Genomic DNA, 14,999 nt, shown 5'->3' on the forward strand with positions numbered 1-14,999 from the left:
GAGCTTTCCACGATGGGCTTCCTACGTGATGGAGTAGGCGTCCACGGTAGAGTTACGACGAAAGCGCCTCAATAGACCCGACGCAATCCTTACGACGCCGGGCCCGTTGTTACGCAGTCTTTACGGGGCGTTGCGGCTGTGGCGGTAATCGCTGACCGCTTCATACACCGCCTTGCGCAAGCGATTGATGCCACCGATGGGCCGATGCTCGGCTACGCCAAACCATGGGTTGAACGACTGGTTGTCGCACGCCAGGTTCTGCTCGGGCGTATCGAAATCCTGGGCCGGGATCCGCACCTTGGCTACGCTCTCGTAGGGCGCATCGCTCTCCTTCCACTCGATGCTGGTGTCTTCGATCGGCATGAATTTCTGCGGGTTCTGCCGCTGGATCTGCAACACGAAACATGCCGGCACGCGGTCGGTGGACAGCTGCTGGCTCAAGGCGCTGCGCAGGAAGTTCGGCAGGTCCTGGTTCTGCTTGGGCAGGGCGTATTCCGGGCAGCCCTGTGGGTCGGGCGCCACACGGAACTTGGCATTGGCCGCGCCGAACTTGTAGGGCGATACCGAAAAATAGGTGGTCTGCGTCGGGCTGGCCGGTGCGGGTGCCAGGGTTGCCAGGGCGATAAACAGGTGACGCACCTGCCAGCTGCGCGGGTCGGCCTTGGGGAAGAACGCCAGGACTTTCTTGCCATCCGCCTGGGCGCCGATGTTCTGCGCGTACTCCGCCACATCGCTGACAAAGAAATTCGGGTGGCTGAACATCACGAAGTCCTGTTCCGTGCGGGCCTGCTGGTCGGCGAGCAATTGTTTGCCCGGCACGTCCAGCAACTTGAGCGCCATGCCCCGGGCATCGCGGATGCTGTCGAACTGCGGGTAGGCGTTGCCGTTGGACAAGCGCATCATGGCCTGCCAGGTCTTGCCTGGTTCGGCAAATACACCCTGGCGCAACGCCGGGTCGAGATCGGCCAGCACACTGACTTCCGCTTTCACGCAACCATGGGCCTTGGCGTGGGCATCGCGCAGGTAGCGCGTGCCTTCGCGATGCTGGTCAACGATGCGCACGGCGGTCTGGATAATGCCCTGGGTCATTGCCGCTTCACCCGCAGGGATCTGCTCGTCCGGCGACACCGGTCCGCTGTGCTGCCAGGCAAACCACGCCGTGCTCGCCAGCCAGCCGAGCAGGCCCAGGCCCACCAGCCACAACAGGGTCTTGCCGAGAAACCGGCCAAGGCGCAGCCACAGGCGGGCGAGCAGGGAAGGTTGGTCGTATCGAGATCGGATCATCATGGCAGTTGTTGCTCCAGCGGGCCGCCCAGCACTTTGAGGTATTCCAGCAGTGCCCAGCGTTCCTGCGGCAGCAAGCTGCGGCCGATAACGCCATTGCCACGCTTGCCTGCACGGAATTCGTGGCCGCTGTTGTGGTTGCCGGTGAGTTTGGTATCGAACAGGAAGGCATTCTTGAACGCTGCGGTCTCAAAGCCCAGGTGACGCGGGTCGTAGTTGAAGGTGCCTTTATAGAAGGTGGTGCTGCGTTCATCCTGAGGCGAGAGCAACTGGTAGATCGTCGGCACCGAGCCGTTGTGCAGGAACGGCGGGGTCGCCCACACACCGGCCAGCGGGCGGGCCTTGTAGGCACGCAACTCGCGCACGCCAATGGGCAGGCCGTAGCCATCCAGGCGCGGGCGCTCGGCCGGGGTGACGCCGGCGGCGCGGTAGGCGTGGTCTTCGACGAAGGCGGTGACGTAGGCCAGGCCCTTGGCCACGGACATTTTCTTCAGGTCCAGCGGCTCGGTGGGGGTGGGGTGCAGTTCGACATTGAGCTTGGCCAGTTCCGCCGGGTCCCACTGCAGGGCGCTGAGGTCATAGCGCTGGTCGGCAATGTTGCTGGCGGTACCGGGGTCGGTGCCGATGTACGCCACCGGCAGCATTTTCAGCTGCTGCACCGGGCGGCCATTTTCCTCGGTGACGGCCGGCACATGGCAGCCGGCGCAGTTCTCGGCGAACAGCGCGCGGCCCTGGGCGGCGAGGGGCTTGTCGACGGGGCCGAACAAGTCCTCGGGCCAGGTCGGTGGTTTGAGGCGTTGCAGGGTTTCTTCGATCCGGTTGAGGTCACGCACCCTGACGCTCGACGGGTAGCGCGCATCGCCCTGAAGCGGTTGGCCGGCGGCGTCGAAAAAGCTCAACGTCGCGCCTACACCGAGGGCTTCACCGATATTACGCGCCATGGGTTGCTGGGCCGAGCCGTTCCATTGCACCCAGTCGAAGGTCCAGATGTCCCACAGCTGCGGGTAGTCCACCGGCGCATTGGCGACGCGGTAGTTGTCTGGCGAAATGGCATCGCCAAAGCTGGCATTGGCGATCCGGCCAAAGGCGTCGGTGCGGCCCGGGCCTTCTTCGGTGGGGTAGAGGCCGCGGTGGGTGTCGTTCCAGGCGACCTTGAGGAACTGGTTCAGCGACTGTTTGAAGTCCTCGCGCAACTGGCTGTGCTCGGCGTCGTAGCGATCCCCCAGCACCTGGCGGGCAAACCGCTCGAATTTCCAGGGGTTGTAGTAGGTGGCGGCGAGGCTGGCGACCAGGGCCTGGCCGAAACTGCCACCGCGCAAGGTGGGTACGCTGGAAGGCAGTACGTGTTGGGCCGAGCCGCCGTCGATACGCAGGGCCTGGCCCTTGAAGTGCAATTCGCCGGTATGGCAGGCGGCACAGGTAATATCCAGGTACTCGACGTTGCTGTCGGCGTTTTTGTGCCGGGCGAAGCCCACGGGCAGGTTGCCGGGGTTTTGCGTGGTGGGTACCTGCTTGGGGTCCACCAGGAAACCGAAGCGCGCCAGGTACTCCGGCGTGGCAAAACGCCGCTCGGAGAACGGCAGTTCCAGGGCGGTGAACCAGTTGTAGTGCAGGCCTTTTACTTGGGTGCCCTGGGGCGTGAAGTAATAGGTCTGGCGGTCGGCGGCGCTCCATTGGTCCTGGTAGTGCACCTGTTCCACCGGCACGTAGTCGGGCAGCCTGGGGTTGACGGTGTAGTACAGCACCACGGCCAGGATCAGGCCCAGCGCGATGAGTATCAGCAGTAAAACACGGGAAAAAATGCGCAAGATGGCTATCCTTGTCTCGGCCTTGTCGAGTGGTCGCGTTGTTATGCCACTACGCCACGGGTGCGGCAAGTGGCCATGAGTCAGATGAGAGGCGGTCCCGCGATCCGTCGCGGGCTCCCATAATGAATGAAAATGCTTTTAAACACGTGAACTTATCGGAAGTTTCCTGCTCACATGCCGGTAGCCATTGGTCGTGGCCGCCTGATAAGCTCGCGACTTTATTCGAATGCCCTTTTGGCGCATGAACAAGGAAATAGCATGAAACAGCATCGGTTGGCGGCGGCGGTGGCCCTGGTTAGCCTGGTACTTGCGGGTTGTGATTCGCAGACCAGCGTAGAGCTGAAAACCCCGGCGCAGAAAGCTTCCTACGGCATCGGCCTGAACATGGGCAAAAGCCTTGCCCAGGAAGGCATGGATGACCTGGATTCCAAAGCGGTAGCCCAGGGCATCGAAGATGCCGTCGGCAAGAAAGAGCAGAAGCTCAAAGACGACGAACTGGTTGAAGCGTTTGCCGCACTGCAGAAGCGTGCTGAAGAACGCATGACCAAAATGAGCGAAGAGTCGGCAGCCGCCGGCAAGAAATTCCTCGAAGACAACGCCAAGAAAGACGGCGTAGTCACCACCGCTTCCGGCCTGCAGTACAAGATCACCAAGAAAGCCGACGGCCCACAGCCTAAGCCGACTGACGTGGTGACTGTTCACTACACCGGCAAGCTCACCAACGGCACCACCTTTGACAGCTCCGTGGATCGCGGCAGCCCGATTGACCTGCCGGTCAGCGGCGTGATTCCTGGCTGGGTCGAAGGCCTGCAACTGATGCACGTAGGCGAGAAGGTCGAGTTGTACATCCCGTCCGACCTGGCCTATGGCGCCCAGAGCCCGAGCCCGGCAATCCCGGCCAACTCCGTGCTGGTATTCGACCTGGAACTGCTGGCCATCAAGGACCCAGCCAAGGCTGAAGCCCCTGCTGCACCTGCCGCCAAGAAGTAATCGGCGCTTGAACACACAACGCCCCGTCTTGACGGGGCGTTGTTGTTTTCGGGGTTTTCAAAATCAGTACCTGTAGACATCCGATCGAACGCCCGTACGCTGTAACAGTCTGATGTAAGGCTCGAGTACGGGTATCGGCACATCTGCGCCAAGTCAATGAATTCTTGGGTTTTTTTGATGTGCGCAAAAAACGCCCGATCTGACTGGAAGCCTTGTAGAACGTGGCTTTCAGCCGGTAAAACAGGCTCTGTTCACAAGGTTATCCACAATTTGTGTGGATAACCTTTCTGTTTGATGGAACTGGAGTGACAGATGAAACCACCCTTCAATTTCACCCGTTTCCTGCCCATGGCTGCACGCTTGCTGGGCCGTGGACGTTTGCCGACCCTGCTGTTCGCTGTCGCCGCCAAAGGCTCCAGCCAGGGCAACCGCCTGGGTAAGCTCAAGGATGATCTCAAGTTGCTTCAATCCCTGTGCCTGGCCTACTGGCGTGGCGAGTACCGGGCCATCAGCCCCAAGGCACTGATCTCTGTGGTGGCGGGGTTGATGTATTTCCTCAGCCCGATTGATGCGATCCCGGACTTTATCCCCATGTTCGGCATGCTCGACGACATCGCGGTACTGGCGTGGGTCATGAAGACCCTGGAAGGCGAACTGAGCGCGTTTCGCGCCTGGCGTGACGCACAGCGCCCGGAAAAACTCGCGGTGGTTGAGCGTTTGCCTGCCACCCCGGCCTTGCTGGCCAAGGAAAACCCGCAAAAAAACGGATGACGTGGCTATCCCCCTGCGACCTTTGTGGCTGTTAGGATTACACTCCTAAGGAAAGAGCTTACTCAGTAAGTGCAGTTATCCTACGGGGCGGTCATGGATATTCAGATAATTTCACGCAATGGCGAACCCGAGTACGCGGTGTTGCCATGGGATCAGTACCAGGCGCTGCTAAAAGCCGCCGGTCAGCAACAGCCTTCACCGACGCCTTCTCCTACTGCACACGCCGCACCTGACCAGGATTTGCGCCCGCTCGCAGACCTGCGCGGCTTGCGTGAAGCCAAGGGCCTGGCGATTGAAGCGTTGGCCCGCACCGTGGGCATCAGCCCCTCGTATCTCGGATTGATCGAAAGTGGTGAACGTCAGCCGGATGCCGCAATCCGCCGCAGCCTGGCCTGGGAATTGGGCGTTACAGGGTGGAGGGATGAATCTTGAGCCTACGTATCAGTCGTCAACATTGGGATGGGTTACTTAACGAACTGGACCAGGCGCGCCGCCAGCGCCATCTGCTGACCTACCGGGCACTGTTGGAGCGCCTGCAGTTTCCGACGCCGGCGATGCAAACCCTGGCCGCTGCCCTGGAGCACCTGGCGGCGCTGGACGCCAAGGCCGAGCAACCGTTGCGCAGCTCCCTGGTGATCAGCCAGGGCGCCAGTCGCCTGCCGCGTACCGGGTTCTTTGAATGTGTGGAGCGCCTGGGGCGTTTCAGCGGGCCGTCCGATGGTGTGGCCGCCGCCTCCTGGCATGCCTCGGAAGTGGTGCGGGTGTTCGAATACGAGTATCCGGAGTCTGCCGAGGCTTAAAGTGCCTGGGGCAACATGTCCATGCTGTCGATCACGTGGATACTGTAGCCGGTCATATCCTTGGCATGGTGCTTGGCCTGCGAGGCCAGTTCCGCCAACTGGCTGGCATCGAGTTGTCCACAGGCCTGTGGATACAAATGCACCACCCCGATCGACAATGACAGCAACGCAAACTCCTGGCGTACGCCCTGGCGGTTCAGCGCCACGAAGCAGCCGGCGTCGAGGTGCTCGGCGCGGTAGAAGCGCCGGCACTGGGTATGGAAATCGTCCAGCAGCTGGTTGAGCCGCTTGCGCCAATCCTGTGGCCCCAATACCAGCAGGAAGTCATCGCCACCGATGTGCCCGACAAAGTCGCGGCTGGGGTCGACCCGGTCGTTCAGGCACTGCGCCAGGCACAGCAACACCTCATCCCCACGTCCGTAGCCGTAGATGTCGTTGAACGGCTTGAAGCTGTCGATATCCACGTAGCAAATCACCGATTCCCGCTGTTGCTGCAACAGTCGCGTCAGGCACTGCTGGATCGGCACGTTGCCGGGCAGCAGGGTCAGCGGGTTGGCATAGCGCGCCTGCTGGATTTTCAGTTCGGTGATCAGCTTGAGTACATCGATTACCCGGCCCAGGCCGAGGTAATCGCCATTGAGGGTGATGATGAAATCTTCTTCGATACGTTGCCGTGCGCGGCTGGTCAGCAGGCGGCTGACCTGTTGCAGCGACTGGCTCAACTCCACCGCCAGAAAATCCGTACTCATCAGCCGGCTGATGGGCTTGCGCGCAAACAGGTCGGTGGCAAACGGCTTGAGCAGCGCATCGGAGAGTGAATGCCGGTGCACGATCCCTACCGGGTGGCCGCGTCCATCCAGCACCGCCAGGGAGTTAAGGTTAGCCTGGCGGCGGAACGCCTCCAACACCTGGGCGGTGGCGGTGTCCTGATCGACCGCCGGTTGTTCGCTGAGCAGGGCGCTGAGGTCGCCGGCTTCTTCGCTGAGGGCCACATTGGCCTGGTCGGGCTTGGGCAGCATCTGGCGCGCTTCCTGTGGCGGCTGCTCCTGTGGACGGCAGAGCAGGTAACCCTGGACCAGGTCGACGCCCATCTCGGTCAATACCGCCAGCTCTTCCGGCAATTCGATGCCCTCGGCGATCACCTGGGCCCGTGAGGCCCTGGCGATCTGCAGGATAGAGCCGACAAACTCACGCTTGAGCGCATCCTGATGGATACCGTCGATAAAGTGCCGGTCGATCTTCACGTAATCCGGGCGCAGCTCCGACCACAAGCGCAGGCTGGAATAGCCGGCACCCAAGTCATCCAAGGCAATCGAAAAGCCCATGTTGCGGTAATGGTGCAGGGCGGTTTGCAGCAGGTCGAAATCGTCGGTGGGGGTCTGCTCGGTGAGTTCGATCACCACCTGGCTCGGCGGAATGCCGAAGTCGCGCAGCAATTGCAGGGTGCGGCCCGGTTGATGAGCGGTCTCCATCAAGGATTCGGGCGAGACATTCAGGAACAGCTTGCCCGGCAGCTTTTGCTCGCTGAAGCGGCGGCATGCGCTTTCGCGGCAGGCCATTTCCAGTTCGCTGAGGCGTCCGGCATGGCGCGCCACCGAGAACAGCGCGATGGGGGAGTGCAGCGGGCTGTTCGACGGGCCGCGGCTGAGGGCCTCGTAGCCGAGGATGCGCCGTTCCGACAGACAGATGATCGGTTGGAACAGGCTGTGCAAACTGCCTTGAGCCAGGATAGAGCCCAATGCACTCAGCTGTTCGGTCATGGTCATGGCGATCTCGATCGAAAAAAAAGGACCGTGGGCGTTACGCCGACGGTCCTTCATTTCACGACAGAATGATGTCTATATGATGACACTCCAGGGAGCGATCACATTAAATCGCCATCATTTACTGCTTGGCCACCTGTTTGGTGATTTTCAGGTAGTCCAGCAGGATCCGGCCGCTCTCGGCCAGGTAAGCGTCGTCTTCCGGCTTGGTTTTATCCGCTTCGGTCGGCAGCGCATCCTCGTCTTCTTTCTTCAGCTCCTTGAGGGGTTCTTCGCCCTTGGCCTTGCGGCGGATGTTTTCCAAGGCGAGTTGCTTGTTTTCGATGTCGGAGTGCTGTGCACGACGGTCCACTTCATTGAGGCTGACGGTTTTTTCTTCCATCAACTTCTTGGCCAGGGCCAGCTTGTCGCGGATGAACACAAACTCGGCATCCTTGGCGGAGCGGGTATCGTGGTCAGCCTTCAACTGCGCGAGGAATGGCTTGAACGGGTCCGAGGCCGGCTTGATTGCAGGACGGATGGTGTCCCACGGCATGGCTTCCGGCAGGGCGCTTTCGCCGATTTCCTTGGTGTCGATGATCGACGGGAAATCGATGTCCGGCAGTACGCCCTGATGCTGGGTGCTCTGCCCGGACACCCGGTAGAACTTGGCCAGCGTCAGCTTGAGCTCGCCATGGTTCAGCGGCTGGATGGTCTGCACGGTGCCTTTGCCGAAGGTCTGGCCGCCGATGATCAATGCACGGTGATAGTCCTGCATGGCGCCGGCGAAAATCTCCGAAGCCGAAGCCGACAGGCGGTTGACCAGCAACGCCATCGGGCCTTTGTAGAAGGCACCCGGGTTCTCGTCTTCGAGCACGTCGACACGGCCGTCAGCGTTGCGTACCAACACGGTCGGGCCCTTGTCGATAAACAGGCTGGTCAGCTCGGTGGCTTCCTGCAGGGAACCGCCGCCGTTGTTGCGCAGGTCGATGACCACGCCGTCGACTTTTTCCTTCTGCAGCTCGGTAAGGATTTTCTTCACGTCGCGGGTGGTGGACTTGTAGTCCGGGTCACCGGCACGGAAGGCCTTGAAGTCCAGGTAGAAGGCCGGGATTTCAATCACGCCCAGCTTGTAGTCCTTGCCATCCTGCTTGAGGTTGAGGACTTTCTTCTGCACGGCCTGGTCTTCGAGCTTCACCGCTTCACGGGTGATGGACACGATCTTGCTGGTCTGGTCGTTCGGTGCATTGGTGTGCGGAATCACTTCCAGGCGCACCACGCTGCCTTTCGGCCCGCGGATCAGCTTGACCACTTCGTCCAGGCGCCAGCCGACCACATCGACCATCTCTTTGTCGGCCTGGGCCACACCGATGATCTTGTCGGCAGGCGCCACCTGCTTGGTCTTGTCTGCCGGACCGGCCGGCACCAGACGCACGATCTTCACCTGGTCATTGTCGCTTTGCAGGACGGCACCGATGCCTTCCAGGGACAGACTCATGTTGATATCGAAATTTTCCGCGTTATCTGGAGACAGATAATTGGTGTGCGGATCGTAGGACATCGCAAAGGTGTTGATGTAGGCCTGGAAGATATCTTCGGCACGGGTCTGGTCCAGGCGCGCCAGTTGATTCTTGTAGCGCTTGGTCAACAGCTCCTGGATGGCCTTGGGCTCTTTGCCGGCGATCTTCAGGCGCAGCACTTCGTCCTTGACGCGTTTGCGCCAGAGGTCGTCGAGGGCGGCGGTGCTGGTCAGCCAAGGCGCGTCCTTGCGGTCCACCAGAAGGGTTTCCTTCTGGGTGAAGTCGAGCTTGTCGACACCCTTGTCCAACTCACCCAAGGCGAAGTCCAGACGCGCTTTCACGCGATCCAGATAGCGCTTGTAGATGGTGAAGCCGGGCTGCAGGTCGCCGCTCTTGAGGAAGTCGTCGAACTGCGTCTTCCACTTGTCGAACTCAGCGATATCGCTGGCCAGGAAGTAGCTGCGCGACGGATCCAGCAGCTTGAGGTAGCTGTCGTAGATGATCACCGAGCGCGCGTCGTCCAGCGGCGGCTTGCTGTAGTGATGACGCTTGAGCAACTCGACGACGTTAAGGCTGGCAATCACCTCATCGCGGTCCGGCTGAAGGTTGTCCCAGCTGTTGGCTGCGAGCGTATTGGTCGACATCGACGCGAAGCCGATACCAATGAAAAGAGCGAGGGCGGTGCTGGGGAACAGATGCTTCATGCTGATTCGACGCGGGGGCAATTGATAACGCATATTAGGCCGTCTTTGAAGTTGCCGGTTCCATAGGGGCCGGTCGCATAATGCAAAAAGCCCGGCGCTACTGCTACGGGCTCAGTCCAGACTCACTATGGAGGCACTGTGAAAGCATTGCAAGGCGTTGAAGGTCATGTGGCGTGGTTGGACGAACCCAGTCCTACATGTGATGTAGGCCAAGTTCGCATTCGCGTGGCGGCTGCGGGCCTTAATCGCGCCGATTTATTGCAGCGTGCAGGGCTCTATCCGCCACCGCCTGGCGCCAGTGCTGTGCTGGGCCTGGAGTGTTCCGGGGTGATCAGCGAAGTGGGCCCGGGTTCGTCCTGGCAGGTGGGCGATCGCGTCTGTGCACTGCTGGCCGGTGGCGGCATGGCCGAAGAAGTGGTGGTGGATGCACGTCATGTGCTGCCGGTACCGGAAGGTCTGTCGCTGGTCGAAGCGGCGGCGCTGCCGGAGGTGTACAGCACCGCGTGGCTCAATCTGTTCCAACTGGCGGGCCTCAAGCCCGGTGAGAAAGTGTTGCTGCACGCCGGCGCCAGTGGCGTGGGCTCGGCGGCCATCCAGCTGTGCAAGGCATTTGGCAGCCCGTGCTGGGTCAGCGTCGGCTCGGCGCAGCGCCTGGCCTACTGTGAAGACCTGGGCGCCCAGGGCGGCGTAGTACGCACTGACGGTATCGAAGGGCTGCGGGATTTCGGGCCATTCGATGTGATCCTCGATCCGGTCGGCGGCAACTACGCCGCGCTGGACCTCAAGCTGCTGGCGCTGGACGGTCGCTGGGTGTTGATCGGCTTGATGGGCGGCCGCGAGGCGCAACTGGACCTGGCCCAGGTGCTGGCTAAGCGTGTGCAACTGCTGGGTTCGACCCTGCGCAGCCGTGACGATCAGTTCAAGGCCGACCTGTTCAGCGAGCTGAGCCAGCATGTATGGCCGTTGTTTGCCGAAGGTCGCCTGAGCCCGCAATTGGCCAGGACGTTCCCGATCAAGGATGCCGAGGCGGCGTTTGCCGAGTTGGCGACTAACCAGATTGCCGGGAAGCTGGTGTTGGTGATTGACGAAAGCCTGACCTGATCCCGGATTGGAATAGGGTCGATGTGGGAGGGGCGGTGCGACGCTTCGACTTACCCCTCCCACCTTTGATTGGATTTCAAGTCGGGATAGGCGGTGTCAGACCCAGTGGTGGATTGGCCAGCCGGATTTTTCGGCGTGGGCGCGCAATACCGGGTCGGGGTTCACCACCTGCGGGTGTTCCACCTTCAGCAACAACGGCAAGTCATTGCGCGAATCCGAATAGAAATACGCGCCGTCCAGCGATTCACCTTCCTGTTCCAGCCATTCCAGCAAGCGTGTGATCTTGCCTTCGCGGTAGGTCAGTACACCGACGGTACGGCCGCTGTACACGCCATGGCTGACCTCCAGCTCAATCCCCAGCACTTCATCGATACCGATGCGCGCGGCGATCGGTTTCACCAGGTGAGTCCCCGAGGCGGAGATCACCAGGATCCGGTCGCCGTTGGCGCGGTGGCGGGCGATGGTCCTGGTGGCGTCGCTGTAGATCAGCGGTTCAATCACGTCCTCGACCCATGGCTCCACCAAATGCTCGATTTCCTCCGGGGTGCGGCCGATCATCGGTTCCAGGCTGAAGTCCATGAAGTCTTCCATGGCCAGCTCGCCCCGGCTGTAGGCGTCCATCAGCTCGTTGTTCCTGCCCATGAACGACGTCGGGTCGACCCAGCCCAGGCGGCCCATCTGTTCGCTCCAGAGGGTGGCGCAGTCGCCGTGGATCAGGGTGTCGTCCAAATCAAAAATTACCAATGCCATCCGTTACGCTCTCTCAAGATTCACTGCGGCTCAGGCTACTTCACATAGCGCACTGGGGTCGATGGAAAGTGCCAGGCGCTGGCCGTCCGGGTGCAGATCGTCCGCCGAGCGGTTGAGCACGTCCACCACCAATTCCACGCCACGGGCTTCGATGCGGTAGCGAATCACGTTGCCCAGCAGGCTGTGGCTACGTACCAGCGCGTCGAGTTCGCCGTGGCGGCTCAGCTCGATGGCCTCCGGGCGAATCGCGATGCGCCCGCTGATCGGACGTTGCAACAGTTGGCTGGCCTTGTCGGCGTCCAGCAGGTTGTAGTTGCCGATGAAACCGGCAGCGAATACATCCACCGGTGCGGTGTAGAGGGTCTCGGCATCGCCGCTTTGCACGATCTTGCCCTGGTTCATCAGGAAGATCCGGTCCGACATGGTCAGGGCTTCTTCCTGGTCATGGGTTACGAAAATCGTGGTCAGGCCCAGTTCGCGCTGGATCTGGCGGATCTGTTCGCGCAGGTGCTTGCGAATCCGTGCATCCAGCGCCGACAGCGGCTCATCCAGCAGCAACAGGCGCGGGCGGGTGACCAGGGAGCGGGCCAGGGCCACCCGCTGGCACTGGCCGCCGGACATCTGGTGCGGGTAGCGGCCGGCCAGGTCCTTGAGTTCCACCAGTTGCAGCACTTCCTGCACGCGCTTGTGGCTGTCATCGGCGTTGACCTTTTGCATGCGCAGGCCGAAGGCGACGTTCTGTTCCACGGTCATGTTGGGGAACAGCGCATAGCTCTGGAACACCATGCCGATGTTGCGTTTCTGTGGGCTCAGCGGAACGATGTCCTGGCCGTCCAGCAGGATTTTCCCACTGTCCACCGCGGTCAGGCCGGCGATGCAGCGCAGCAGGGTGGACTTGCCGCAACCGGATGGGCCGAGCAGGGTGACGAACTCACCCTTGGCGATTTCGCAGTTGATATCACTGAACACCGGGGTGCCGGCGTAGCCTTTTTGCAGGTGTTGGACGCTGACGAAGCTCATTGGCTTTTGTCCTTGTTCAAGATATTGGCGGCCCAGGTCAGCACCAGCACAAAGAAGAAATAGGAAATCACGACGGCGCTGGTGAAGTGGCCGCTACTGTTGCGCATGTTGTTCAGGTACACCTGCAGGGTTTCGTAGCGGGTGCCCACGAGGATATTGGCGAACACGAACTCACCGAACAGGAACGAGAACGACAGCAGCAGCGCCACCATCAGGCCTTTGCGCAGGTTGGGCAGCACCACGAAGATCGCGGCCTGCCAGGTGCTGGCGCCAAGCAGTTGCGAGGCGTCCATCAAGTCGCGCAGGTTGATGGCTTGCAGGTTGTTGGTGATCGCCCGGTACATGAATGGCAGCGCCACGGTGAAATAGCAGCCGATCAGGATCCACGGCGTGCCCACCATCGCCAACGGCCCGGAGCCGTACAGTTGCAGCAGGCCCACCGACGACACCACCGGCGGTACCGCGAAGGGCAGCAGGATCAGGATGTTCATCAAGGCGTCGAGCCTGGGAAAGTGGTAATGCACCACGAACAACAGCGGCAGAATCAACACCACCGACAGGATCAACGCACCCACGCACACCAGCAAGGATTGCCCGAAGGCCATCAGGAAGCGTGGGTCGCTCCACAGCTGCACATACCACTTCACCGTGAAGCCCGCCGGCAGAATGGTTGCTGACCAACTGCTGGCAATGGAGTAGACGAAGGTGCCAATCAGCGGCAGCACCAGGATCGCGAACAACAGGTACACCACCACGCGGTGGTAGAGGGAGGCCGGGCCGGCTTCAGCGCGAGACATGGTAGCTCCTCTTGAGCAGCAGTTGATGGACCACGGTGACCACGGTCATCAGCGCCACCAGCACCACGGCCAGGGCGCTGGCCATGTTTGGATCGAGGGACACATCCCCCGACACCAGGCCGGCGATACGAATCGGCAGCACGTTGAAGTTCCCGGTGGTCAGGGCGTAGACCGTCGCGTAGGCACCCAGGGCATTGGCCAGCAGGATCACGAACGTGCCCAGCAGCGCCGGCGTGAGCACCGGCAGGCCGATGTGCCGCCAGAACTGCCAGCTATTGGCGCCCAGTAACGCAGCGGACTCGCGCCAGTCTTCACGCAGTGCGTCGAAGGCTGGGTAGAGCAGCAGCACGCCGAGGGGGATCTGGAAGTAGGTATAGAGGATGATCAGGCCGGTCTTGGAGTACAGGTTGAAGTCCTGGATGATCCCGGCTTGCTTGAGCATGATGGTGATGCTGCCGTTGAACCCCAGCAGGATGATGAACGCGAAGGCCAGGGGCACGCCGGCAAAGTTGCTGGTCATGTTGGCGAAGGCGGTGACGAAGTTGCGCAGCGGCGAATCCACCCGGCGCAGGGAGTAACTGCCCAGCGTGGCGATGATGATGCCGAAGATGCTCGAGTAGAAGCTGATCTCCAGGCTGAACTGGATGGCCTGCAGGTAGAACTTCGAACTGAAGATGCGCGTGAAGTTGTCCAACCCCCAGCCGGTGTCTTCGGTCTGCAGGCTATTGATCAGCACCCATACCAGCGGGGCGATTTCGAACACGATAAAGAACAGCGCGAAAGGCACCAGGCACAGGAGTGCCAGCCATTTGCCGCGGGATATTGAACTCACTTCAGTAACTCCCGGCACACAGGTTTGTCGTGGGGTACGCCCAGCAGTTCGCAGACGGTGCCGCACAGCTCGGTCTGTTTCGGTGCGGCGTGGGTGTCCAGGCTGAAGGCATCGCCGAGGACGAACAGCGGCACCTCCCGTTCTTCCGGCAGCAGGCCGTTGTGGGAGCGGTCGTTGTTCATGCCGTGGTCGGCGGTCACCAGCACCTGGTAACCGGCATCGAGCCAGGCTTGCAGGTAGTCGGCCAGGATGATGTCGGCCGAGCGTGCACTGTTGCGGTACTGCGGTGTGTCGAGGCCGTGCTTGTGGCCGGCGTCGTCGATGTTCATCGGGTGCACCACCATGAAGTCCGGCGCGTGCTTGAGCCGCAGGCTGTCGGCGTCGGCGAACAGGTGGGAATCGGGGTAGTGGTCATTCCAGTAGAAATGCCCGTGCTGGATCGCCAGCGTCTTGTCGTCGGTATGACGATCCCGTGCGGCGAGAAAGGGCGTGCGGTTATACAACTCGCTGACCCAATGGTAAGCCGCCGCTGCGGTGGTAAGGCCGGCGTCGGTGGCGTAATGGAAAATGCTGCGCTGGTTGGACAGGCGCGAGACGTTGTTGTGGACGATGCCGCTGTGGATCGGTGGCACACCGGTAAGGATGCATTCGTACAGCGGGCGGGACAGGGCGGGCAGTTCACATTCCAGCTTGTAGAGGGCTGCGCGTCCTGCGCCGACATAGGCCTGCAAGTGTCCCATGGCGTGCCGGGCAACCTCGAAGTTAAGGCCGTCGAGCACGACAAGGATGACGGGGTGCTTCATGGGGGGCGACGCTCCGCAATGATTGACTTGGCTCAATTCCTCTGGAGGAACGGGGTCAAAAATGTGGGAAGGGGCTT

General features: G+C 61.3%; 14 protein-coding genes. 5 read left to right on the top strand and 9 right to left on the bottom strand.

Annotated elements, in window-relative coordinates; all coding sequences use genetic code 11:
* Nucleotides 1-120: 120 nt before the first annotated feature.
* Complete coding sequence (locus tag C8K58_RS31180; RefSeq protein ID WP_108574870.1) at nt 121-1,287, bottom strand: catalase family protein; 1,167 nt, start codon at nt 1,285-1,287, stop codon at nt 121-123.
* Nucleotides 1,284-3,092, bottom strand: a complete 1,809-nt coding sequence (locus tag C8K58_RS31185; protein ID WP_108574871.1) for a di-heme-cytochrome C peroxidase — start codon at nt 3,090-3,092, stop codon at nt 1,284-1,286. The genes C8K58_RS31180 and C8K58_RS31185 overlap by 4 nt, the downstream gene beginning before the upstream one ends.
* 258 nt (nt 3,093-3,350) lie before the next feature.
* On the opposite strand from C8K58_RS31185, the gene C8K58_RS31190 reads away from it, so the two are divergent.
* The 4 genes from C8K58_RS31190 to C8K58_RS31205 all read left to right on the top strand — a co-directional run bounded on the left by C8K58_RS31190 (nt 3,351) and on the right by C8K58_RS31205 (nt 5,653).
* Complete coding sequence (locus tag C8K58_RS31190) at nt 3,351-4,082, top strand: FKBP-type peptidyl-prolyl cis-trans isomerase (RefSeq protein WP_012723274.1); 732 nt, start codon at nt 3,351-3,353, stop codon at nt 4,080-4,082.
* 312 nt (nt 4,083-4,394) lie between these two features.
* Nucleotides 4,395-4,853: a YkvA family protein gene (locus tag C8K58_RS31195; RefSeq protein WP_027607108.1), complete on the top strand. Its 459-nt coding sequence runs from the start codon at nt 4,395-4,397 to the stop codon at nt 4,851-4,853.
* A 93-nt stretch (nt 4,854-4,946) separates the two neighbouring features.
* The gene (locus C8K58_RS31200) at nt 4,947-5,285 is read left to right on the top strand and encodes a helix-turn-helix transcriptional regulator (RefSeq protein WP_027607109.1); all 339 of its coding nucleotides are present in this window, start codon (nt 4,947-4,949) and stop codon (nt 5,283-5,285) included.
* Nucleotides 5,282-5,653: a hypothetical protein gene (locus tag C8K58_RS31205; protein ID WP_005786715.1), complete on the top strand. Its 372-nt coding sequence runs from the start codon at nt 5,282-5,284 to the stop codon at nt 5,651-5,653. The genes C8K58_RS31200 and C8K58_RS31205 overlap by 4 nt, the downstream gene beginning before the upstream one ends.
* Here C8K58_RS31205 and C8K58_RS31210 read toward each other — a convergent pair.
* Both C8K58_RS31210 and C8K58_RS31215 read right to left on the bottom strand, forming a co-directional pair.
* Nucleotides 5,650-7,419, bottom strand: coding sequence for a bifunctional diguanylate cyclase/phosphodiesterase (locus C8K58_RS31210; protein ID WP_043293707.1), 1,770 nt, complete (start codon nt 7,417-7,419; stop codon nt 5,650-5,652). The genes C8K58_RS31205 and C8K58_RS31210 overlap by 4 nt on opposite strands.
* A gap of 118 nt (nt 7,420-7,537) precedes the next feature.
* Nucleotides 7,538-9,619, bottom strand: a complete 2,082-nt coding sequence (locus C8K58_RS31215; protein ID WP_169898467.1) for a carboxy terminal-processing peptidase — start codon at nt 9,617-9,619, stop codon at nt 7,538-7,540.
* Nucleotides 9,620-9,757: 138 nt separating this feature from the next.
* On the opposite strand from C8K58_RS31215, the gene C8K58_RS31220 reads away from it, so the two are divergent.
* Nucleotides 9,758-10,720: a zinc-binding dehydrogenase gene (locus tag C8K58_RS31220; RefSeq protein WP_027607112.1), complete on the top strand. Its 963-nt coding sequence runs from the start codon at nt 9,758-9,760 to the stop codon at nt 10,718-10,720.
* 96 nt (nt 10,721-10,816) lie between these two features.
* On the opposite strand, the gene C8K58_RS31225 is transcribed toward C8K58_RS31220, so the two are convergent.
* The 5 genes from C8K58_RS31225 to C8K58_RS31245 are packed head-to-tail and all read right to left on the bottom strand — an operon-like array spanning nt 10,817 to nt 14,922.
* Entirely contained in the window at nt 10,817-11,470 is a 654-nt protein-coding gene (locus C8K58_RS31225; RefSeq protein WP_108574872.1) for an HAD family phosphatase, read from the bottom strand.
* Nucleotides 11,471-11,500: 30 nt separating this feature from the next.
* Entirely contained in the window at nt 11,501-12,490 is a 990-nt protein-coding gene (locus C8K58_RS31230; RefSeq protein WP_108574873.1) for an ABC transporter ATP-binding protein, read from the bottom strand.
* Entirely contained in the window at nt 12,487-13,287 is an 801-nt protein-coding gene (locus C8K58_RS31235; protein ID WP_027607115.1) for an ABC transporter permease, read from the bottom strand. The genes C8K58_RS31230 and C8K58_RS31235 overlap by 4 nt, the downstream gene beginning before the upstream one ends.
* The gene (locus tag C8K58_RS31240) at nt 13,274-14,119 is read right to left on the bottom strand and encodes an ABC transporter permease subunit (protein WP_098480072.1); all 846 of its coding nucleotides are present in this window, start codon (nt 14,117-14,119) and stop codon (nt 13,274-13,276) included. The genes C8K58_RS31235 and C8K58_RS31240 overlap by 14 nt, the downstream gene beginning before the upstream one ends.
* A complete protein-coding gene (locus C8K58_RS31245; protein ID WP_027607117.1) occupies nt 14,116-14,922 on the bottom strand; it encodes an alkaline phosphatase family protein in 807 nt (268 codons plus the stop codon). Before C8K58_RS31245 ends, C8K58_RS31240 begins: the two co-directional genes overlap by 4 nt.
* Nucleotides 14,923-14,999: the final 77 nt, after the last annotated feature.

Origin of the sequence: Pseudomonas sp. GV047, assembly GCF_003058245.1 — a bacterium.
Lineage (GTDB): Bacteria > Pseudomonadota > Gammaproteobacteria > Pseudomonadales > Pseudomonadaceae > Aquipseudomonas > Aquipseudomonas marginalis.

Coding starts and splice junctions, on each gene's coding strand:
- C8K58_RS31180 (WP_108574870.1), bottom strand. CDS start 1,287: ATGATGATCCGATCTCGATACGACCAACCTTCCCTGCTCGCCCGCCTG.
- C8K58_RS31190 (WP_012723274.1), top strand. CDS start 3,351: ATGAAACAGCATCGGTTGGCGGCGGCGGTGGCCCTGGTTAGCCTGGTA.
- C8K58_RS31195 (WP_027607108.1), top strand. CDS start 4,395: ATGAAACCACCCTTCAATTTCACCCGTTTCCTGCCCATGGCTGCACGC.
- C8K58_RS31200 (WP_027607109.1), top strand. CDS start 4,947: ATGGATATTCAGATAATTTCACGCAATGGCGAACCCGAGTACGCGGTG.
- C8K58_RS31210 (WP_043293707.1), bottom strand. CDS start 7,419: ATGACCATGACCGAACAGCTGAGTGCATTGGGCTCTATCCTGGCTCAA.
- C8K58_RS31215 (WP_169898467.1), bottom strand. CDS start 9,619: ATGAAGCATCTGTTCCCCAGCACCGCCCTCGCTCTTTTCATTGGTATC.
- C8K58_RS31225 (WP_108574872.1), bottom strand. CDS start 11,470: ATGGCATTGGTAATTTTTGATTTGGACGACACCCTGATCCACGGCGAC.
- C8K58_RS31230 (WP_108574873.1), bottom strand. CDS start 12,490: ATGAGCTTCGTCAGCGTCCAACACCTGCAAAAAGGCTACGCCGGCACC.
- C8K58_RS31235 (WP_027607115.1), bottom strand. CDS start 13,287: ATGTCTCGCGCTGAAGCCGGCCCGGCCTCCCTCTACCACCGCGTGGTG.
- C8K58_RS31245 (WP_027607117.1), bottom strand. CDS start 14,922: ATGAAGCACCCCGTCATCCTTGTCGTGCTCGACGGCCTTAACTTCGAG.